This is a genomic window from Arthrobacter sp. fls2-241-R2A-200, assembly GCF_030209745.1.
Classification (GTDB): domain Bacteria; phylum Actinomycetota; class Actinomycetes; order Actinomycetales; family Micrococcaceae; genus Arthrobacter.
Window position 1 is genome coordinate 294,802 of the sequence record NZ_JARVRJ010000009.1, and the last position, 17,616, is coordinate 312,417.

General features: G+C 61.3%; 22 protein-coding genes and 3 tRNA genes. 10 read left to right on the forward strand and 15 right to left on the reverse strand.

Going from position 1 to position 17,616, the window contains the following annotated elements:
• From QRN42_RS11365 to QRN42_RS11375, 3 genes are read left to right on the forward strand one after another with little or no spacing between them, the layout of a single operon-like run.
• Nucleotides 1–564 (forward strand): HdeD family acid-resistance protein, encoded by a 564-nt coding sequence (locus QRN42_RS11365; protein WP_284979273.1) that lies wholly within the window; start codon nt 1–3, stop codon nt 562–564.
• Nucleotides 565–610: 46 nt separating this feature from the next.
• Entirely contained in the window at nt 611–1,417 is an 807-nt protein-coding gene (locus QRN42_RS11370; protein WP_284979274.1) for an exodeoxyribonuclease III, read from the forward strand.
• Nucleotides 1,418–1,470: 53 nt separating this feature from the next.
• Complete coding sequence (locus tag QRN42_RS11375; RefSeq protein ID WP_284979275.1) at nt 1,471–2,364, forward strand: DUF8083 family protein; 894 nt, start codon at nt 1,471–1,473, stop codon at nt 2,362–2,364.
• On the opposite strand, the gene QRN42_RS11380 is transcribed toward QRN42_RS11375, so the two are convergent.
• From QRN42_RS11380 to QRN42_RS11400, 5 genes are all read right to left on the reverse strand, one after another.
• A complete protein-coding gene (locus QRN42_RS11380) occupies nt 2,343–3,419 on the reverse strand; it encodes a LacI family DNA-binding transcriptional regulator (RefSeq protein WP_284979276.1) in 1,077 nt (358 codons plus the stop codon). The two genes, QRN42_RS11375 and QRN42_RS11380, sit on opposite strands and share 22 nt — an antisense overlap.
• A 114-nt stretch (nt 3,420–3,533) precedes the next feature.
• Nucleotides 3,534–3,818, reverse strand: coding sequence for a hypothetical protein (locus QRN42_RS11385; RefSeq protein WP_284979277.1), 285 nt, complete (start codon nt 3,816–3,818; stop codon nt 3,534–3,536).
• Nucleotides 3,815–4,699, reverse strand: coding sequence for a carbohydrate ABC transporter permease (locus QRN42_RS11390; RefSeq protein WP_284975812.1), 885 nt, complete (start codon nt 4,697–4,699; stop codon nt 3,815–3,817). Before QRN42_RS11390 ends, QRN42_RS11385 begins: the two co-directional genes overlap by 4 nt.
• Before the next feature lies 1 nt (nt 4,700).
• Nucleotides 4,701–5,720: a carbohydrate ABC transporter permease gene (locus QRN42_RS11395; RefSeq protein WP_284975813.1), complete on the reverse strand. Its 1,020-nt coding sequence runs from the start codon at nt 5,718–5,720 to the stop codon at nt 4,701–4,703.
• 87 nt (nt 5,721–5,807) lie between these two features.
• Complete coding sequence (locus QRN42_RS11400) at nt 5,808–7,106, reverse strand: ABC transporter substrate-binding protein (protein ID WP_284975814.1); 1,299 nt, start codon at nt 7,104–7,106, stop codon at nt 5,808–5,810.
• Nucleotides 7,107–7,356: 250 nt separating this feature from the next.
• On the opposite strand from QRN42_RS11400, the gene QRN42_RS11405 reads away from it, so the two are divergent.
• Nucleotides 7,357–7,758: a helix-turn-helix domain-containing protein gene (locus QRN42_RS11405; RefSeq protein ID WP_284979278.1), complete on the forward strand. Its 402-nt coding sequence runs from the start codon at nt 7,357–7,359 to the stop codon at nt 7,756–7,758.
• 59 nt (nt 7,759–7,817) lie between these two features.
• Here the strand turns inward: QRN42_RS11405 and QRN42_RS11410 are convergent, their stop codons facing one another.
• Entirely contained in the window at nt 7,818–8,594 is a 777-nt protein-coding gene (locus tag QRN42_RS11410) for an SDR family NAD(P)-dependent oxidoreductase (protein ID WP_284979279.1), read from the reverse strand.
• 180 nt (nt 8,595–8,774) lie between these two features.
• Between QRN42_RS11410 and QRN42_RS11415 the strand changes: the two genes are divergently transcribed.
• The 4 genes from QRN42_RS11415 (at nt 8,775) to QRN42_RS11430 (ending at nt 12,916) form a co-directional block, all read left to right on the forward strand.
• Complete coding sequence (locus QRN42_RS11415; RefSeq protein WP_284979280.1) at nt 8,775–10,112, forward strand: MFS transporter; 1,338 nt, start codon at nt 8,775–8,777, stop codon at nt 10,110–10,112.
• Between the two features lie 74 nt (nt 10,113–10,186).
• Nucleotides 10,187–11,095: a transketolase gene (locus QRN42_RS11420; RefSeq protein ID WP_502869493.1), complete on the forward strand. Its 909-nt coding sequence runs from the start codon at nt 10,187–10,189 to the stop codon at nt 11,093–11,095.
• Nucleotides 11,092–12,123 (forward strand): transketolase family protein, encoded by a 1,032-nt coding sequence (locus QRN42_RS11425; RefSeq protein WP_284979281.1) that lies wholly within the window; start codon nt 11,092–11,094, stop codon nt 12,121–12,123. The genes QRN42_RS11420 and QRN42_RS11425 overlap by 4 nt, the downstream gene beginning before the upstream one ends.
• A 133-nt stretch (nt 12,124–12,256) precedes the next feature.
• Complete coding sequence (locus QRN42_RS11430) at nt 12,257–12,916, forward strand: GntR family transcriptional regulator (RefSeq protein ID WP_284979282.1); 660 nt, start codon at nt 12,257–12,259, stop codon at nt 12,914–12,916.
• Between the two features lie 6 nt (nt 12,917–12,922).
• Here the strand turns inward: QRN42_RS11430 and QRN42_RS11435 are convergent, their stop codons facing one another.
• The 6 genes from QRN42_RS11435 to QRN42_RS11460 form a co-directional block, all read right to left on the reverse strand.
• Nucleotides 12,923–13,534: a hypothetical protein gene (locus tag QRN42_RS11435; protein WP_284979283.1), complete on the reverse strand. Its 612-nt coding sequence runs from the start codon at nt 13,532–13,534 to the stop codon at nt 12,923–12,925.
• Complete coding sequence (locus QRN42_RS11440) at nt 13,531–14,175, reverse strand: DUF6286 domain-containing protein (protein ID WP_284979284.1); 645 nt, start codon at nt 14,173–14,175, stop codon at nt 13,531–13,533. Before QRN42_RS11440 ends, QRN42_RS11435 begins: the two co-directional genes overlap by 4 nt.
• Nucleotides 14,172–14,552 carry a hypothetical protein gene (locus QRN42_RS11445; protein WP_284979285.1) on the reverse strand — a complete coding sequence of 127 codons (381 nt, stop codon included), beginning with the start codon at nt 14,550–14,552 and terminating at the stop codon, nt 14,172–14,174. The genes QRN42_RS11440 and QRN42_RS11445 overlap by 4 nt, the downstream gene beginning before the upstream one ends.
• Entirely contained in the window at nt 14,549–14,740 is a 192-nt protein-coding gene (locus QRN42_RS11450; RefSeq protein WP_284975822.1) for a DUF2273 domain-containing protein, read from the reverse strand. The genes QRN42_RS11445 and QRN42_RS11450 overlap by 4 nt, the downstream gene beginning before the upstream one ends.
• The gene (locus QRN42_RS11455; RefSeq protein ID WP_284979286.1) at nt 14,737–15,183 is read right to left on the reverse strand and encodes an Asp23/Gls24 family envelope stress response protein; all 447 of its coding nucleotides are present in this window, start codon (nt 15,181–15,183) and stop codon (nt 14,737–14,739) included. Before QRN42_RS11455 ends, QRN42_RS11450 begins: the two co-directional genes overlap by 4 nt.
• A gap of 130 nt (nt 15,184–15,313) precedes the next feature.
• Nucleotides 15,314–15,637 (reverse strand): hypothetical protein, encoded by a 324-nt coding sequence (locus QRN42_RS11460; protein ID WP_284979287.1) that lies wholly within the window; start codon nt 15,635–15,637, stop codon nt 15,314–15,316.
• On the opposite strand from QRN42_RS11460, the gene QRN42_RS18010 reads away from it, so the two are divergent.
• Nucleotides 15,588–16,001 (forward strand): DUF6318 family protein, encoded by a 414-nt coding sequence (locus tag QRN42_RS18010; RefSeq protein ID WP_350224876.1) that lies wholly within the window; start codon nt 15,588–15,590, stop codon nt 15,999–16,001. The genes QRN42_RS11460 and QRN42_RS18010 overlap by 50 nt on opposite strands.
• 13 nt (nt 16,002–16,014) lie before the next feature.
• Nucleotides 16,015–16,956 carry a hypothetical protein gene (locus QRN42_RS11465; RefSeq protein ID WP_284979288.1) on the forward strand — a complete coding sequence of 314 codons (942 nt, stop codon included), beginning with the start codon at nt 16,015–16,017 and terminating at the stop codon, nt 16,954–16,956.
• 249 nt (nt 16,957–17,205) lie between these two features.
• On the opposite strand, the gene QRN42_RS11470 is transcribed toward QRN42_RS11465, so the two are convergent.
• The 3 genes from QRN42_RS11470 to QRN42_RS11480 all read right to left on the reverse strand — a co-directional run bounded on the left by QRN42_RS11470 (nt 17,206) and on the right by QRN42_RS11480 (nt 17,560).
• Nucleotides 17,206–17,281 (reverse strand) — tRNA-Phe (locus QRN42_RS11470).
• Between the two features lie 48 nt (nt 17,282–17,329).
• Nucleotides 17,330–17,403, reverse strand: a tRNA-Asp gene (locus QRN42_RS11475).
• 84 nt (nt 17,404–17,487) lie between these two features.
• Nucleotides 17,488–17,560, reverse strand: a tRNA-Glu gene (locus QRN42_RS11480).
• Nucleotides 17,561–17,616: the final 56 nt, after the last annotated feature.

Sequence of the window (17,616 nt, forward strand, 5' to 3'; positions counted from 1 at the left end):
ATGTCTGACGTATCGGGTCGCAGAATGTACAAACACCCAGGAACGGCGCTGCTGGTCCGGGGAGCCCTCGCCGTCGTTTTTGGGCTCCTCATCACCGTTTTGCCGGGGGCCACGGCATTCGGAATCGTGGTCCTTTTTGGGATCTTCGCGATAGTTGACGGCATCACCAGTGTTGCCCATTACTTCTACGATCCCGCGGGCCGTTCCAGTTGGACGATGGTGGGCGGCTTTATCTCCATTGCAGCTGGCATCGTGGCCGTTGCCTGGCCGGGGATCACTGCCACCGCCGTCGCCGTCTTGATCGGGCTGTGGGCCCTGATCCTGGGGATTTCGCAGATGGTGCTGGCGTTTGCCGCGAGGAACTTCATCGCTCGGTGGGGCATCTGGTTCCTCACAGGATTCATCACCACTGTGTTCGGGATAGTGGTCCTCACCAATCCAGGCATCGGGATTCTGGGGCTCATGGGAATGCTCGCTGCGTTTGCCATCGTCACGGGTCTGCTGTTGATCGTTTCGGGCATCACCCTCCGCAGGCTCGCGTCCCGGTCGTTGTACGCCCACTAGCCGGTTGGGGGGTGCACCGAGCGCCAAGTTCGGTAAGTTAGTGGCTGTGAAGATAGCTACCTGGAATGTGAACTCCCTCCGTGCCCGCGCTGACCGAGTTGAAGCCTGGCTTGACCGCAGCGACTGTGACGTCCTGGCCATCCAGGAGACCAAGTGCAAGGACGAGAACTTTCCGTGGGAGCTTTTTGAGCGCATGGGCTACGAGGTCGCGCACTTTGGCGTGAACCAGTGGAACGGCGTCGCCATCGCTTCCCGGGTGGGTTTGGATGACGTCGAGCGGACGTTTCCGGACCAGCCAATGTTCGGCAAGGCAGGCAAGGACCCCGCACAGGAGGCCCGCGCCATCGCCGCGACCTGTGGCGGCATGCGCATCTGGAGCCTGTACGTTCCCAACGGCCGCTCGTTGGACGACGAACACATGCCGTACAAGATCAAGTGGCTGGACGTCCTGCAGGGCCACGCGGCCGAGTGGGTAAAGTCCGATCCGACCGCCAAGATCGCGCTGATGGGCGACTGGAACATCGCCCCCTTCGATGAGGATGTTTGGGACATCGAGCTGTTCCGGAACAACAACTTCACGCACGTCAGCGAACCTGAGCGGGCCGCGTTCCACGCGTTCGAAGCAGCCGGTTTTACCGACGTCGCCCGCCCCTTTACGCCCGGTCCGGGCGTCTACACCTACTGGGACTACACGCAACTGCGCTTCCCCAAGAAGGAAGGCATGCGCATCGACTTCTGCTTGGCATCCCCCGCGTTGGCTTCGCGGGTCACTGGTGCTTCCATTGACCGGGAGGAGCGCAAGGGCAAGGGCGCCTCGGACCATGCGCCCGTCATTGTGGAACTCGCCGATTAACCTTATTAACCAGCTACGCAAACACGCGAGATAAGGGAAGGGGCAGGCCGATCATGGCTGGAAACCTGTACGGGGGCCAAGCAGGCCTGCCCTTCTCTTCCTCACTGCGGGTTTACGAACCGCTCGCCGCCTTTCCGCCGGACCAGCAACGCCAACTGGTGGCAGAGGGCAGGAAGATCGGCTCCCGGGCCGCCGTCGAAAACGCGGAACTGCAAGCATCGCTGGGCCGCATCACCCGCGAGGGAGGCGATCCTTTTCCCACCGGGCGCACGGATCTGGTGAGAATGACCCGCGTACCTGCCGCCCGGCACCTGGCTCCGGGGAACGGCGGCAAAGATGAGGACGACGCCGGACGGATCCTTTACTGCCCCAGCCAGCTGGTGATTCGGGCAGGTTTGGCAGCCAACGCGCTCATGGACGGCATCCATAGTCCCTTGGCGGACTTGCTCATCCCCGTATCGCAGCGGGACAAGCACCAGCTCCGGATAGACCGGATCAACGCGGGCGAGGATGCCAAACGGGTCCATACCCGGGCGTCCACCTGGGGCATCCCGTTCAGCTGGTTCTCCTTATTCTCCGAAGGGGACCGCAAGGACGTCGTCGAAGCCGGCGGACGCATCCTCACCGTGAGGGTATGGACGCCCCTGACCGAAGCGCTGGACCGGGCGCGGTTCGCGGTGGCCCATCTTGCTTTGGCCGCGCCGGACCTGGACATGCTCGATGACTTGACGCAGCTGACCGAATGGCTGGAATTGTTCCACACGCGGTCCCTTGTGGAACTGGATTACGGTGCGGTGGCGGACAAGGTCTACCCAGACGAATCACCGATGGACGTGCGGCTGGGCATCGAATGCCTGGCGGAAGGCGACATGACAGGCGCCGCAGCCGCGTACCGCCGTCTTGCTTCCCGTTGGATACCAATCCGTCAGTTGGCGCGGGCGTCCTGAGCAAGGTGCTGTGGCGGGGCAGTTGTCTCGCGGATGATCAGCTCGAACGGCGCTACCTGCGACCTGACAGCCCCGGTAACACCGTCAAGTTCATCGAGCAGCATCTTGGTGGCGAGCTCAGCCTGGTTGTCAGGACGTTGGCCCACGGTGGTCAGGCCGAGCGAGGACGAGAAATCGTGGTCATCGATGCCGATGACTGAAAGGTCCTGGGGAACGCGGACACCATGGCGGGCGGCCTCAAAGATGACTCCCATGGCCATCTCGTCCGACGAACAGAAGATTGCAGTGGGTTTGCGCCCGGGTTGCTTCCAAAGACGCTTGAATGCGTGTTGGCCGCTGGCCACTGTGAAGTCTCCCCATTCATCCCATTCGGGACGGACTTCCAGTCCGGCGTCGGCCATGACTTCTTGGAAGGCGCGGATACGCACGCGGGGAACATCGAAGTTGAGGTCCGTCTCGTCGTCTCCATGGAGCAGTGCTATATCTGTGTGGCCCAGTTCCAGCAGATGCCGGACAGCAGTGGACGCGGCGTCGTAATCGTTGATGCCGATGTAGGCACAATCTTCAACGTGCCCACCCACTACAACCAAGGGGATATCGAGCTTGTGGAGGTGTTCGAGTTCGTCGGCGCTCAGGGACATGCAGAGAACCAGTAAGGCATCGATTTGTTTGTAGACCATGGTGGAACTGAAGAGGCGTTCCCGGTTGCTTCCATGGCCGCCGAGATTGAAGAGCGACAGGTTGTACTTGCGCGAGTGCAGCTCCCGATCGGCGCCCTCGATGGCTTTGGAGAAAAACCATCGGCTGACGAACGGGGCCAGGACCCCGATGGTCCGGGTGCGGCCCGTCGCCAGCCCGGAAGCCGACGACGAGGCCACGTACCCAAGAGAACCGGCTACTTCAAGGATTTTTTCCCTGGTGGCGGGGGAAACGCGGGGCAGGCCCCTGACCGCCCGGGAGACTGTTGCGGTGGAGACTCCAGCAGCTGCGGCGACGTCCTCGATGCTGACTCCCGCATGGCCACCACGTTGGGACCGTTCGTTCGCCTTTGCCACTGATGCCCCCTCATTGGTGCACGCCGAAAGCCGAGGGGCGTTCCCAGACGGCACACCCAGCCTATTCCGCCCCCATGCCCTCCGCCGATTTCACGCCATATATTGCGAATCCACTCACTTCAGACGCTTGGTGGTCCTCGGGGGCAGCTTCTTCCGGAGCCGAAACATCCCCCATAAGGCCAAGACAATCGCCAGCAGTCCCAGCGCCCAACCCAAAGCAGGCTGGCCGGTGAGTTCCATGGCAACCGTTACCACCAGAAGCACAAGCCCCCAGAAACCCAACAGGCCAATGATGATGTCAAAGTCCTCAGCGGACCGGACATGCTTGCTGTCCGGATTCTTCCGGTCCGGATTTTGCCGGGAGGAAGCGGATGGAGCAGCATCGGCGGAACTGGTCACTTGACAGCACCCGCCGTCAGCCCGGCAACAATCTTCCGCTGGAATATGAGCACCAGAATGACCAACGGGATAGTGACCACGGTGCCGGCAGCCATGACCGCCGTATACGGTTCCTGATGAGGCTGGGAACCGGCGAAGTAGGCAATGGCCACCGTTACGGTCTTTGTGGAGTCATTCGAGAGCTGGCTGGCAATCAGGAACTCGTTCCACGATGCGATGAAAGCAAGGATGGCCGTGGTGAACGTGGCTGGAGCAGCCAGTGGCAGGATCACCTTCCGGAATGCCTGGCCCTGCGTACATCCGTCGATTCGAGCGGCTTCCTCAAGCTCCCATGGCATCTCACGGAAGAACGAGGTGAGGGTATACACGGTCAACGGAAGCACGAACGAAATATTGGGAATGATCAGGGCCTGGTAGGTACCGAACCAGCCGATGTTGGTGAACAGCTGGAAGAGCGGCGTAACCAAGGCGACACCGGGGAACATGGAAGCCCCCAGGATGAAGCCAAGCACCACGAACTTGAATCGGAAGTTCAACCTCGCCAGGGCATAGGCTGCGAACACGCCAACGACAAGTGCGACGACGGTGGTCACCACCCCAACGATCAAGCTGTTGAGGAGGTTCTTGCCGAAGTGGTTGCCGAGGCTTTCGTCGAAGACAGTGGCGAAGTTGTCCCACGTGACGTGCGTGAAGAAAGGCGTGGTATCGAACGTAAAACCGACGTCCCGGAAAGCCGTGACAACCATCCAGTAGAACGGTGCCAAGCACCAAATCAGGATGATGGCCGCACTGATGTACGTGCGGAAGGAGCCCCAGTTGAACGGCCGCTTGGGCCGGTCTGTTGAGGTTGCTGACGTCCTCGAAACTGTAGCTGTGGTCATCTCACTTGGCCTTTCCGGACGAGGTTGCGGCATCGACGGCGTTGGCCCCAAGGAAGCGGACGAAGATGAAGGCGACGAGGAAGATCACGAGGAAAGTAATGGTGGATAGGGCCGCAGCTGTGTTGAATCCTTGCCGGATCTGTTGCACCACCAGAATCGAGAGGGTGGTTGTTCCGTTAGCGCCCTGGGTCATGATGGCTGGAAGGTCGTACATGCGCAGCGCGTCAAGCACACGGAACAGGATCGCAACCATGAGTGCGGGCCGGACCAGCGGCAACGTGATCAGGCGGAAGCGCTGCCACGTGGAAGCACCGTCCACCCTTGCAGCTTCATAGACTTCGTCCGGGATCAACTGCAGGCCGGCAAGGATCAACAATGCCATGAATGGCGTGGTTTTCCAGACGTCCGCGATGATAATGGCCCACTTGGCAGGCCACTCAGAACCCGTCCACAAGATCTGTGTTCCGAAGAGCTTGTTGGCGATGCCTTCGAAAGCGAAGATGAAGAACCACAGCTTTGCAGTGACGGCCGTCGGGATGGCCCACGGTACCAGGACAGCTGCGCGGATCAGGCTGCGTCCACGGAATGCACGCGCCATGATGATTGCCATCCAAAAGCCGAGGACGGTTTCAAAAGCAACCGTGACCAGCGTGAAGAAGAACGTTGTGCCCATGGAGTCCCAGAATTGGGCGCCCAAGGTTCCCGGAGGACAAGCAACACTGCCTCCGCCGGGGGCCGTGCATTGCTGCACCAGCCAGTGAATGTAGTTGTCGAAACCAGCAGGGCCGCCTTCGGAGAAGAACCCCGTGGTGGCGTCCAGGCCAGAGTCCTTCTGGAAGGACATGACGATTGCGTTGATCACTGGATAAATGATCACGATCGCCAGTAGGACCAAGGAGGGGGCCAGCAGGGTGTAAGCCCAACGGCCTTGCGTGGCTTCCTTCCGGTCCGCGCTTTCGCGGCCCGGCAGTTTTTGCCCGCCACCCGCCGTCGTCTTCGGCTTTTGAAGTTCTGTTGACATGTCAAGACTCCTGTCAGGGAGAAGGCCGTTGCCGCCGGTCCGGCCGCCCGTCCGTGAGGAAAGGCCGCCGGACCGTGGCCCGGATGGTTACTTTGCTCCGGCCGACTCAATTGCCTTCTGCATGTCGGAGATAGCCGTATCCACGGACTTCTCTCCCTTGAGGGCTGCGTAAGCGTTGTCCTGGACAGCCTTGGTCACTGCGGGGTAGAACGGCGTCACAGGACGCGGAACCGCGTTCTGGATAGACGTCTTCAGAACCGGCAGGTATGGCAACTTGGCCACGAGGGCCTGGTCGTCGTACAGCTTAGTCAGAACCGGGGCGAGCGAACCCTGCGTTGCGTAGAAGCGCTGGGTCTCTTCACTGGTGATGAACTTGAGGAAGTCCGAGACGGTGGCCTTGTTCTTGGAGTAGACACTCATGGCGACGTTGTGGCCGCCCAGTGATGAGGCGCCCGGTCCGCTCTTACCCGGAAGCGGTGCCATCTTGAACGTGTCTTTCACAGTGGACGAACCGTCAGTCTTCGCGAGGTTGTAAACGTAGGGCCAGTTGCGGAGGAAGAGGAGCTTTCCGTCTTCGAATGCCTGGCGACCCTGCTCTTCCTGGTACGTGATGGCTTCGGTGGGGATGTTGCCATCCTTGTAAGCCTGGACCAGGTTGTTGAGTCCGGCCTTGGCCTGATCCGTGTTCACGGCTGCCTTACCCGAATCGTCTACGATCTTGCCGCCGGCCGAGTTGATGGCTTCAGCAGCGTTGACGGTCAGGCCTTCGTATTTCTGGAACTGACCGGCGTAGCAACCGATGTTGTGGGCCTTCGCGATGGAGCACATGCTCATCATCTCGTCCCACGTCTTCGGTGGAGTGGGAACGAGGTCACTGCGGTAGTAGAGGATACCGCCGTCGGAGCTCTGCGGTGCTGCGTAAAGAGTGCCGTTGTACGTGGCGCTCTTGATCGTTGCATCAAGCATGCCATCCGTGGGAATGGACGTCTTGTCCTTGAGCGGCTGCAGCCACCCCTTGGCAGCGAATTCCGCCGTCCAGACGACGTCGACGCTCATGACGTCGTAGTTCGGGTTCTTGGCCTGGAAGTTCTGCACCAGGTCGTCGTGCTGTTGGTCGGCCTGGTCCGACTGCTCCTTGAACGTCACCTTCTCATTCGGGTGCGCCGCGTTCCACTTGTCGATGAGCGGGCGGACCACGTTGCTGTTGTCCTTGCCTTGAACATAAGTAATCGGACCGCGGCCATCGAGGTTGTTGGCCGCATCACCGGAAAGGCCGCCCCCCGAACTGGCGCTGCCGCCGCCCCCGCCTCCACCGCCGCAGGCGGTCAGGGACATGGCGAGGACTCCGGCGATCGCAGCCGGGAGCAGTAACTTCTTGGATTTCATGCTGGGAACTCCTCAGTGAGTGAACCAGTAGTTTTCCGCAGTGCGGTTGATGTGGTGAGCCTCACATTAGCTACGGATCTCCCGAAAATGCAAGCGCTTACACGCAACTTAACCACATTGATACCAAGTAACCTGCCCGTTAGGCCTGAGTGAACACGCGGTCCATCTGGACGCTGGTGCGGGGCAGCCTTGAACGGCGACCCCAGCTTAGATTTGGTTACCGTGTATTGCCTATGGAAAAGTGGGCACTGTGGACGAACTTGAAGCACTGCAGACCATAGGCCGCCTGATCAAAGAAGAACGCCTTGCGCAAGGGCTGAGCCAAGTGCAGCTTGCAAAGCAGGCAGGTACTGCTATCAAGACCGTCCGAACGCTGGAATCGGGAACACGCCGAACGCAGGAGATCAACCAGCGCAAGGTTGAACATGCCCTAGGTTGGCGTCCCGGCTCCGTGGCTGATGTGCTGCGGGGTAAATCTTCCTTTGCCCCCGACATGATCACCCCCGATGACATGCGTTCAGGCGATGAAGCGCGTCCTGGACCTGCCCGGTCGGCAGTTCCTTCGGGGCCGGTCGCCAGGGCATCGCACCTTTCAGACGAGGAGCTCGTGGCTGAACTTACCTACAGGATGATGCACCGCAACAGGGGCTAGCCAAGGACCCGCCAAGTTGTCAGGCTGAGTTGCCGGGTGTAGTCGCCAGGCCGAGGGCGTTAGTGCAGGTGGCTGCCGCCGTTGATGTCGATGGTGGTGCCGGTCAAGTAGGCCGAGGCCTCGGAGGAGAGGAAAGTGATCACCGATGCAACTTCCTCCGTGGTGGCGTTTCGGCCCAGCGGGATGCCGGCGTTAATGGCGGCTTCTTGCTCGTCAGTGCTGCCCACGCGGATGTTCGTATCCACCGCGCCAGGGGTGATGGCATTAACCGTCACTCCAGTGGCGCCCAGTTCCCGGGCCAGGGCTTTGGTGAAGCCCAGGATCGCTGCTTTCGCCGCCGAGTAGGGGACCTTGCCGAAGATGCCGCCACCACGTTGGGCGGACACCGAGGACATGTTGACGATCCGGCCCCACCCGTTCTCGATCATGCCCGGCAGGAACGCCTTGGTTACCAAGTAGGTGCCGGTGGCATTGACGTTCATGACCTTGTGCCAGAGCTCCAAGGTGGTCTCCAGGAATGGGAGCGGAGAGGTGATCCCGGCGATGTTGGCCAGGGCGCCCACCGGAGGGAGGTTGCCTGCCGCCACCTCCGCGGCTACGGCCGCCTGTGCGGCAATGACCGAGGCCTCATTGGCAACGTCAACCTCATGGCCGAACGCGGGAACATTGAACTCGTTGCCGATCTCGGCGGCGATCTTCGCGGACTTCTCGCCGTCGAGGTCCAATATGACGACGCCCCAACCTTCGCTGGCGTAGCGGCGGGCGGTTGTCATGCCGATACCGCGGTCCGAGGTTGCTCCGGTCAGGACGGCGGTGCGCTGGATGGTGTGGCTCATGATGCTCCTTGAGAAGAGGTGATGGGGATCACTGTAGATGGGCTAGCTGTCAACAGTCAACACTTTAGGTTGACTGTTGACAATGAAGCATGACGCAGGTCACTATTGTCGTGTCAGAGTGTTAACGGTCGACAGCGCGGGAGCTTGTGCTTCATCGCTCACCGAAAGGGACAAAACTCCATGAGCAATGAAGCTCTGAAAATGCGCGGCCACGTCCACGGAACCAGGGACGCTACCCGCGTCGCAATCGGCTCCGGCGTGGGCGCAGTCATTGAGACGTATGACTTCATCGGTTTCGGCACCGCTGCCGCGCTGTACTTCGGAACCGCGTTCTTCCCCGGAAGCGATCCGGTCACAGGGACCCTCGCGTCCTTTGCCACCTTGGGTGTTGGCTTCGCTGCCCGGCCACTGGGCGGAATTATTGGTGGCCACCTCGGCGACAAAGTAGGCCGGAAGCCGGTGTTGGTTACTTCACTGATCCTGATGGGGTTGGCAACCTTCGCCATTGGCCTGCTCCCCACCTATGCCATGGTTGGACTGCTGGCGCCGGCACTGCTCGTCTTCGTGCGCATCGTGCAGGGCCTGGCCTTCGGCGCGGAATGGGGCGGCGCCATCCTGATGAGCTACGAGCACGCTCCGTGGAAGAACAAGGGAAAATACACGGGAATCGTCCAGGCCGGCTTCCCCGTGGGCCTGTTGCTGGCCAACCTCACCTTTTTGGCAAGCAGCAACCTTGGCGGCCAACTCGCTTGGCGGATTCCCTTCCTGGCAAGCATCGTGCTGGTGGCCGTTGGCCTCATCATCCGGTCCAAGGTCCCCGAGTCCCCTGTTTTCGATGAGGTCAAGGACAGCGGGGCCATCGTGAAGTCCCCGGTCATCGAAGTGATCAAGACCGACTGGCGCAACATCGTGAAAGGCATTGGCCTCCGCATCGCGGAGACCGCCGGCTACGCCGTGTCCATCACCTACATGATCTCCTACCTCAACAGCCAACATCTGGCGGATAAGACCCAGACTTTGGTTGCCCTCTGCATCGCCTCGGCCATCGGAATCTTTGCTACCCAAGCGTGGGCCAGGCTAACGGACCACATCGGCCGCCGCCCCGTCTACGTCTGGTCATGCGCTTTTGCCGTCCTGTTCGCCGTTCCCATGTTCCTGCTGGTGAACACCGGACTGTTCTTCTTCGTCATCGCCACCGTCGTGATCTCCTACGCCGTGTGCCAGAACTCCCTCGCCGGGGCCCAAGGTGCCTGGTTCCCGGAGCTCTTCCAAGCTAAAACCCGTTCGTCGGGCGCCAGCCTGGCGTACCAGATTTCAGCGATGGTGTCCGGCTTCACCCCCTTCATCACCACATTGCTTTTTGTCAGCTTCGGTTGGATGGGTCCGGCCCTGCTCTTCGGCTTGTTTGCAGCCATCGGCCTCTGGGCCGCCGTCGCTACCCGAGAAACTTGGGGCAAGCGGGAACGCGAACTGGCTGACGAGATCACCAAGACCACCCCGACCCGCGTCGACGCTTAACAACGCCGCTACGCACCACCCCCGGACTCGCCGCCAGTTGCGCGGCAAGGCCGCCACCTTTGAAAGGGAGACTCGTGGTTCTCACCAAGGAAGCACAAACGCAAGAAACCAACCCCGACGCCGGTGAAACCTCGGCACAACGTGTTGAGCGAGTATCGGCAGCGGCCTACCGGATCCGGCACCATGCCCTGAACATGGGCGAGGTCCAAGGGCAGGGCTATGTTGGACAGGCGTTGGGCGCAGCCGACATGCTCGCCACCGTATATGGAGACCAGCTCCGGTTCCGCGCGGAGGATCCGCACTGGGAATCACGCGACCGGTTCCTGCTCTCCACCGGCCACTACGCTATCGGCCACTATGCGGCACTGGCCGAGGCCGGCATCATCCCCGTCCAGGAACTGGAAACGTACGGGTCGGACGATTCCCGGCTCCCGATGTCGGGCATGTCCACGTACACCCCGGGCATGGAAATCTCCGGCGGCTCCCTGGGCCATGGCTTGACCATCGCCGTCGGCATGGCTCTGGGACTGCGTTACCAAGGCTCCAAGGCCCGGGTGTTCAACTTCCTCTCCGACGGCGAGCTCGACGAGGGCTCCACATGGGAGGCCGCCATGGGTGCGCACCATCATCAGCTGGGCAATCTCACCGCCATGGTGGACATCAACGCATTGCAGGCCGACGGCAAGACGGACACCGTATTGCGCACAGAGCCCGTCACGGAGAAGTGGGAGTCGTTCGGCTGGTACACCCAGCGAGTGGATGGTAACGACGTCGGCGCGCTGCTGGCTGCCTTCGGCAAAGCAACTTCCCAGGCTGCCGCCGTCGGACGCCCGTCCGTGATCCTGTGCGATACCAAGGTGGGCCGCGGCGTACCGCTGCTGGAAAACCGGGAAAAGGCGCACTTTATGCGCATCGAAGAAAACGAATGGCAGATCTGCCGTGAACAGCTCACTGCCGGCTACCAAGGAAAGGCGTCAGCATGAGCTCCACCACCGAGGCCCCGGACACGACGGCGGCCGCAGCGACAGCCGCCAAGCCGAAACTGAAGACATCGGCCATGATTGCATCGTTCGCCGACCCGGGCCAGAAAACGTCAAATGCACCGTTCGGGCACGCCCTGGTCAAGGCCGCACAGGAGAACGACAAGATCGTTGGCCTGACCGCGGACCTTGGCAAGTACACGGACATGGACATCTTCGCCAAAGCCTTCCCGGAACGGTTCTTCCAGATGGGCATGGCCGAGCAGTTGCTCTTCGGCGCAGCCGCCGGTTTGGCCGAGAGCGGCCTAATCCCCTTCGCGTCCACTTACTCAGTGTTCGCTGCCCGTCGCGCCTACGATTTTCTCTGCCTGGATGCGGCAGAGCCGAATCTCAACGTGAACATCGTTGGCGGTCTGCCCGGACTGACCACCGGCTACGGCCCCAGCCACCAGGCCACCGAGGACATGGCGATCTTCCGCGGCATGCCCAACCTGACCATCGTTGACCCTTGCGACTCTGTGGACATCGAGCAGGCCGTGCCGCAGCTCGCCGCCTCAGACGGGCCCACCTACCTGCGCCTGCTGCGCGGCAACGTACCCACCGTCTTGGATGAATACGACTACACCTTCGAGCTCGGCAAGGCCAAGGTTTTGCGCGGCGGTAACGACGTCGTGTTCATTTCCTCGGGGCTCATGACCATGCGGGCGCTGCAAGCGGCGAAGGCTCTGGCAGCGCACAACGTGGACGTTGCCGTTGTGCACACTCCCACGATCAAGCCGTTCGACGCCGAAACCGTCCTCAAGGAGATTAATACGGATCGACTGAGCGTGACCCTCGAAAACCACTCCGTGGTCGGCGGCCTGTTCGAAACCGTGGCGTCCGCCGTCGTCACCGCAGGTGTGGGCAAGCGCGTGGTGCCTATTGCACTGCCGGATCAATTCCTCGACGCCGGGGCCCTGCCCACTTTGCATGACCGCTACGGCTTGGCCGTCGACCGTATCGTGGCTAAGGTTCTCGCCGAACTGGGCTAGGCCCTCGATTCGAACTAGGCACTCGACTCAGGAAGCACGGCATTGGCCCAAGGCCACTGCCGTGCTTTTTGCCGTAGGATCGGAACCACTACCGACTGTAAACAGTTGACTTATGACAGTGAGGACAGAAGCCATGGCTGGACTGACCGCGCCGCTACTCGGACTGGAAAAGAAGAGCCTGCGTGAACAAGCACTGTCAGCTCTACGAACCGCGATCACCAGCGGTGAACTTGAGCCGGGGCGCCATCTCGTGGAAACCGAACTGTCAGAGATGCTTCAAATCAGCCGGGGAACCCTGCGGGAAGCCCTGCGCCAGCTTGAGCAGGAGGGACTGCTTTCGGCAGGGCCGCGTGGACGGCTTTCCGTCCGGCATCTGGACGAAAAGGAGATCCGGGACATTTTCGCGGTGAGGGCCGCCTTGGAATCACTGGCTGCCAGAACCCTGTGCGAAATCCCGGACCGTGCGCAGCTGATTCAATCCCTGCATCAGACGATCGACGTGATGAAGGCGGCTCAGGACGCGTCCTTGGAGGAGCGAGTGGAGTCCGACATGGAATTCCACCGCACTCTTTGCCGTCTCACTGGAAACGAGACGCTCCTGCACTCGTGGGAGTCCTTGGAAGGGTCGATCCGCATGTCCATCATGTTCGGTGGCCTGGAAAAGGGCGTCAAAAACATGAGCGTGAACCGGCACCGAGAAATCGTCGCTGCGATCGAAACCGGCGACGCATCACTGGCCCGGAAGACCATCCACGAACATATGGACGCTGCCGCCACTACCTTGGTGTCCTGAGAACGGTCAGCGAACCCGCTCGGCTCGCGTGAACTTGGCACGTGCACCCGAGACTATGTGTAGCAGCACCGGGGTTTTCTTTCCGATCACAAGATCCAACGCTTCCAGAAGTTGCGAAACTTCGGTGGCCAAGAGGTGGGGCGCCACCCCCTGCCTCGGCTGGATGCGGACCCGTAGCCCCGGCTGGCCCTTGAACTCGTACGTGGCTACCGATGCCCCCGCCAGATCCGGTCGGTCAGCGAGGGCAGCCCTTAGCGCCTGCTCAGCGACGCCCCCACCGATGGTGACTAAGCCTTCGACGTCGCCGTCGTCCTCCCCCGACACGAGGAAGTTTGCCTTGCCTTTACCTTGCTGCGAGAGCCAGGCAATCATGGCAACGATGATCGCGATTACCACCAGGGCAGCGACTATCCACAGCCAGCTCTCCTGACGGCCGGGCAGGCGTGTCTGCTCGAAGGCACCCTCCGCCGATCCCCATACACCGGCCGACCAACCGTGCCACCAGGACGCGACGGAAGGGACGGAAGCCAGCAAAACCAGCAGCACCCCGATAGCCAGGAATACGGCGCCAATAATAAAGAGAAGAACCCGATTCAGTGCACGCGGTGTACCGTTCATGCGCCAATTACCCCCGACGTGGCCAAATTGACCCGGACATCCGGCATGGGCACCGGAGACATCTCTTCAAGTTCGGCACGGACGGCCGCCAGCACCGTTTCCTCGCTCACCGCGCTACCGGAGGTGGGCCGCACATTAACGACGACGAGCTGCCGCGAGACCACTACCATCACTTGTTCGCGGGTAACGTTTGCTGCGGTCCGGGCACGACGGGCGAGCGCCGAAGCCAAGACCTCGTCGTCAACTACGACGGCGGCACGCCGGTCCCGGAGCAGGTGCCGCGCCCGCCGGCCAGGCAAGAGGGCTTGAAGCAGGAAGAAAACCCCCACCATGGCAACAACCGCTCCGCCGGCCCCCAGCAGCAACGGCGAGATCCCGTCTGGAAGGGCGATAATCCGCTCCGCGGCGGTGCCGAAGTCGATCAGCCAGGGTGGCTGGCCAATCGCCCGGACGCCTGCCTCAAGCAGTACATACGCGCAAACAATCATGACCAACGCGGCTGCTATTCCTGCCGCGGCAGCCCTGGAAGAATGCATCTCGCGGCGCAGGATATGCCTCATCGCGGGGTCTTCATCGGCCACTGGGCTGGCACCGGACTCCTGCACCACCTTCAAAGGCTCTGTTGCCTGATCCTGTGTCATTGAACGCGACCTCCTTCCCTGACCTCTGCACCGCTGATCCTGATATCCACGCGGCTAAGCTGCGAGCCACTTAGGAGGGATACACGGTTCAAGATCACCGCCTTCGCTGCCACGGCGCGGTCCCAGATGGAGCCGCCTAAGCTGTCCACGGCGTGTGGATGTCGTTGGACGTCGATCAGGGCCGGAATACTGATGGGTGCCACGATGGACAAAGCCAGCAAGCCGCCGTCGTCCGCCCAATCGGCGCGGATGGCGCTGGCAGTTACGCCTAAGGCCTCGGCGGCAGCGGCCTTGGCCAACGATGTCAAAGCCTGGGTACTGATCCGGTTATGGCCGGCCAGGCTGGTGGTGGAGTCCACAGCCTCAGCCACCTTCATGACGAAGAGCGCCGGCCCGTAATGGCGTCAAGGACGCTTCGGAGATCGAGCTTTCCATCTGCCGCACGGCCAAACAGCGCACCAATTGCCATGAAAAGGAGCGAAACGAGGAAACCCCAGAGCCCAAAAGAGAGGGACATGAACGCCACGAAAGCACCGATGCCTATGCCGACTACCGTCATGCTCATTGCAGGACCTCCCTTTCAACTACCACTGTCTTGGCGCCCACGGGCTTGGGCGGCGGGGCCACGAAAACATCGGTGATCTCGATGTTGACCTCGATCACCTGGAGACCCACGAGTTCCTCGACGGCCCTGTATACGGCGGCTCGGACTTGGTTTGCTACACCGTGGAGGGGATGGCCGTACGTGGCGACCAACGTGATGTCCACTGCCACCTGCGTCTCGCCGACCTCCGCACGGACGCCTGCGGAGTGGTCCGAACTACCCACGGCATCGCGGATGGCACCGAGTGCCCGGGACGGACCGGAGCCCAAGGAGTACACGCCGGGAATTGCGCGGGCGGCAATACCCGCGACTTTGGCCACGGCCGCCTCGGAGATGATGGTGCGTCCGGTTCCGGTGGTCTCGCCGCCGGGTACGGGCTCGAGCTGCACATTCTGGTCTTCCATGGAGCACTCCCCTTCTCGTCAGTACCACCCTAGCGTCTAGGTCCGACACTGTGTGGCCGAAAGTTATCCACATCCCCCACTGAGTAGTTGGGACGTGCTTGCGGGGCCAGCCTAGACTCGCAGCACGCAATCAAACAGCCGCTGGGGAGCCTGTCATGCCACTACGTTCATTCGCTTTCTCTAGGACGTTTCGCGGGCAGGTGACGCTGGGCCTGCTTCTGGTTTTGTTCCTGTCAGGCTGCGAGGGTCCGTCGACACCCAGCACCCCACTGACAACACCCTCGACGACGACGGCGACCACCGTGTCTGGATCGGCTTCCCCGGCACCTGCGGGACCCTCGACGGCTGCGGAGTACAAGCCTGCAGATGCGAAGGGGAAGGCCCAGAACGTTCCCGTCCCAGTGATGCCGGAGCTGGCGAAGGAGAACTCGAAGGCCGGGCTGGAGGCGTTCATACGGTACTGGTATTCGCAACTGGGTTATAGCTATGAGACGGGTTCGACCGAACAACTTGCTTCTCTTAGTGAACCGACATGCGCGTTATGCGCGTCTCTTCGAAAGGGGATTGAAGCCAGTTGGCAGGACGGGCGATGGATCGCCGGCGCCGCCATTAGCGCAGCTACGATTGAGGCCAACTTCGTCCCGACGGCATCCACGCAAATCGCTGTGGTTCAGGTTATTCAGGAACCTATCGAGATCCGGGTGCCTAACGGGTCCGTCTACCAGAAACCAACGGCAGCAACGAACTCCGCGAGTCGAGCTGAATTGAAGTACAACGGTCAACGATGGGTCCTTGCCGACCTGGGCTTGATCCGCTGACATGCGCCAACTCATGAGATCCGCGATATCCCTGGCAGCGGCAGCTTGCCTATTGTTGGCCCTCCAGGGTGGGAGCGCTAATGCTGATGATCGAAACATAGACGTCGGCTACGTCGATAATGGCTTACATCTCACCGGAACACAGTGGACGAGGGATCCCGCTACGGGCAACATCATTCCAAAACTCGAGGCGGGCCCTGACTCCACCACCGAGGATCCGAATCAGTACATGGCCGATGTCCACTGTCGCTCAGGCGGGTCGGACACTCCGGACAAAGGCTGCCTCACCCTGGACTGCCCGCCAAAAACACGCGGCGGCCAAGAAGGCACCCCCGTCATCTGGCGGCAAGCTCCGAAGTCGATCACCAACCCCGTATGGACCGACTTCCCGGCGGTCAGTGGACCCACGTGCCTCTACGACCCCCAACCGGAAAACGTCCTGGCCAACATCGCAGCCCGCATCCTCACCGACTTCCGGCAACTACCCGTCAACCCCGGAACACTCCAAACCCAGCCCGCCCCCAACACCCTCAAAGGCGGACCCACCAACTTCTACACCACCACCACCGGCGAACAGACCTTCAACCTCACCATCCTCGGCCAGAACGTCCACCTCACCGCCACCCCCACCAGCTACACCTACACCTACGGCGACGGGACCACCCTCGGACCAACACCCACTCCCGGCCAGCCCCTCCCCCAAACCCAATGGCTTACCACCAACACGCGCACCAGCCACACCTACACCCAAACCGGCAACTACCAAACCACTCTCACCACCACCTTCACCGGAACCTACACCGTCAACAACGGACCCCCACTACCCATCAACGGAACCCTCGACATCACCACACCACCCACCACCATCCACGTCTGGAAAACCCAAAAAACACTCGTCGCCGACACCTGCCAACAAAACCCCAACTCCTGGGGCTGCCCCGGAGCAACCCGGTGAGAACAAACAGTGACAGCCAACGGTGCGGGCATGCCGATGGGCAGGACGGGGCTCGTTCAGTCGCAGAAGAGTTTTTCACCGCGGGCGCGCACGGCCGCGGTGCTGTGGCGCGCAGCTTTATGCAAACCCTGCAACGCTTCGAATATGCCGTGCCGGTTTGACGTCAGGGTGTTCCGGCCGCGGGGTCCCGGACCAGCATGAAGTGTTAAAGAAGAAAAGCACCAGTTCGAATGAACTGATGCTTCCCAGTGGTGGCTCCGACCGGCGTCGATCCGGTGACCTTTCGATTTTCAGTCGAACGCTCTACCAACTGAGCTACAGAGCCTAGGTGACATGTCACCTTGAGACCCGGAATTTCTTCCGTATCCCAGAGCGACCCTGACGGGACTTGAACCCGCGACCTCCGCCGTGACAGGGCGGCGCGCTAACCAACTGCGCTACAGGGCCTTGCTGTGCGATATCGCTACCGCGTTTTTTTCAAGGCTTCTAGCTTACCAGACTTTCATGACCCGGTTTACCACTTGCCTTGCGTACCCCCAACGGGATTCGAACCCGTGCCGCCGCCGTGAAAGGGCGGTGTCCTAGGCCGCTAGACGATGGGGGCCTGAACTCAATTCGTAAATGAGCAAAGAAAAAGCCCGCTTCCGCGGTCTTTCCCGG

Excerpts from the sequence above, each read along its gene's own strand:
- QRN42_RS11365 (WP_284979273.1), top strand. The coding sequence starts at position 1 with ATGTCTGACGTATCGGGTCGCAGAATGTACAAACACCCAGGAACGGCG.
- QRN42_RS11375 (WP_284979275.1), top strand. The coding sequence starts at position 1,471 with ATGGCTGGAAACCTGTACGGGGGCCAAGCAGGCCTGCCCTTCTCTTCC.
- QRN42_RS11390 (WP_284975812.1), bottom strand. The coding sequence starts at position 4,699 with ATGACCACAGCTACAGTTTCGAGGACGTCAGCAACCTCAACAGACCGG.
- QRN42_RS11395 (WP_284975813.1), bottom strand. The coding sequence starts at position 5,720 with ATGTCAACAGAACTTCAAAAGCCGAAGACGACGGCGGGTGGCGGGCAA.
- QRN42_RS11400 (WP_284975814.1), bottom strand. The coding sequence starts at position 7,106 with ATGAAATCCAAGAAGTTACTGCTCCCGGCTGCGATCGCCGGAGTCCTC.
- QRN42_RS11410 (WP_284979279.1), bottom strand. The coding sequence starts at position 8,594 with ATGAGCCACACCATCCAGCGCACCGCCGTCCTGACCGGAGCAACCTCG.
- QRN42_RS11415 (WP_284979280.1), top strand. The coding sequence starts at position 8,775 with ATGAGCAATGAAGCTCTGAAAATGCGCGGCCACGTCCACGGAACCAGG.
- QRN42_RS11425 (WP_284979281.1), top strand. The coding sequence starts at position 11,092 with ATGAGCTCCACCACCGAGGCCCCGGACACGACGGCGGCCGCAGCGACA.
- QRN42_RS11430 (WP_284979282.1), top strand. The coding sequence starts at position 12,257 with ATGGCTGGACTGACCGCGCCGCTACTCGGACTGGAAAAGAAGAGCCTG.
- QRN42_RS11435 (WP_284979283.1), bottom strand. The coding sequence starts at position 13,534 with ATGAACGGTACACCGCGTGCACTGAATCGGGTTCTTCTCTTTATTATT.
- QRN42_RS11440 (WP_284979284.1), bottom strand. The coding sequence starts at position 14,175 with ATGACACAGGATCAGGCAACAGAGCCTTTGAAGGTGGTGCAGGAGTCC.
- QRN42_RS11445 (WP_284979285.1), bottom strand. The coding sequence starts at position 14,552 with ATGAAGGTGGCTGAGGCTGTGGACTCCACCACCAGCCTGGCCGGCCAT.
- QRN42_RS11450 (WP_284975822.1), bottom strand. The coding sequence starts at position 14,740 with ATGAGCATGACGGTAGTCGGCATAGGCATCGGTGCTTTCGTGGCGTTC.
- QRN42_RS11455 (WP_284979286.1), bottom strand. The coding sequence starts at position 15,183 with ATGGAAGACCAGAATGTGCAGCTCGAGCCCGTACCCGGCGGCGAGACC.
- QRN42_RS18010 (WP_350224876.1), top strand. The coding sequence starts at position 15,588 with ATGCCGGAGCTGGCGAAGGAGAACTCGAAGGCCGGGCTGGAGGCGTTC.
- QRN42_RS11460 (WP_284979287.1), bottom strand. The coding sequence starts at position 15,637 with ATGAACGCCTCCAGCCCGGCCTTCGAGTTCTCCTTCGCCAGCTCCGGC.
- QRN42_RS11465 (WP_284979288.1), top strand. The coding sequence starts at position 16,015 with ATGAGATCCGCGATATCCCTGGCAGCGGCAGCTTGCCTATTGTTGGCC.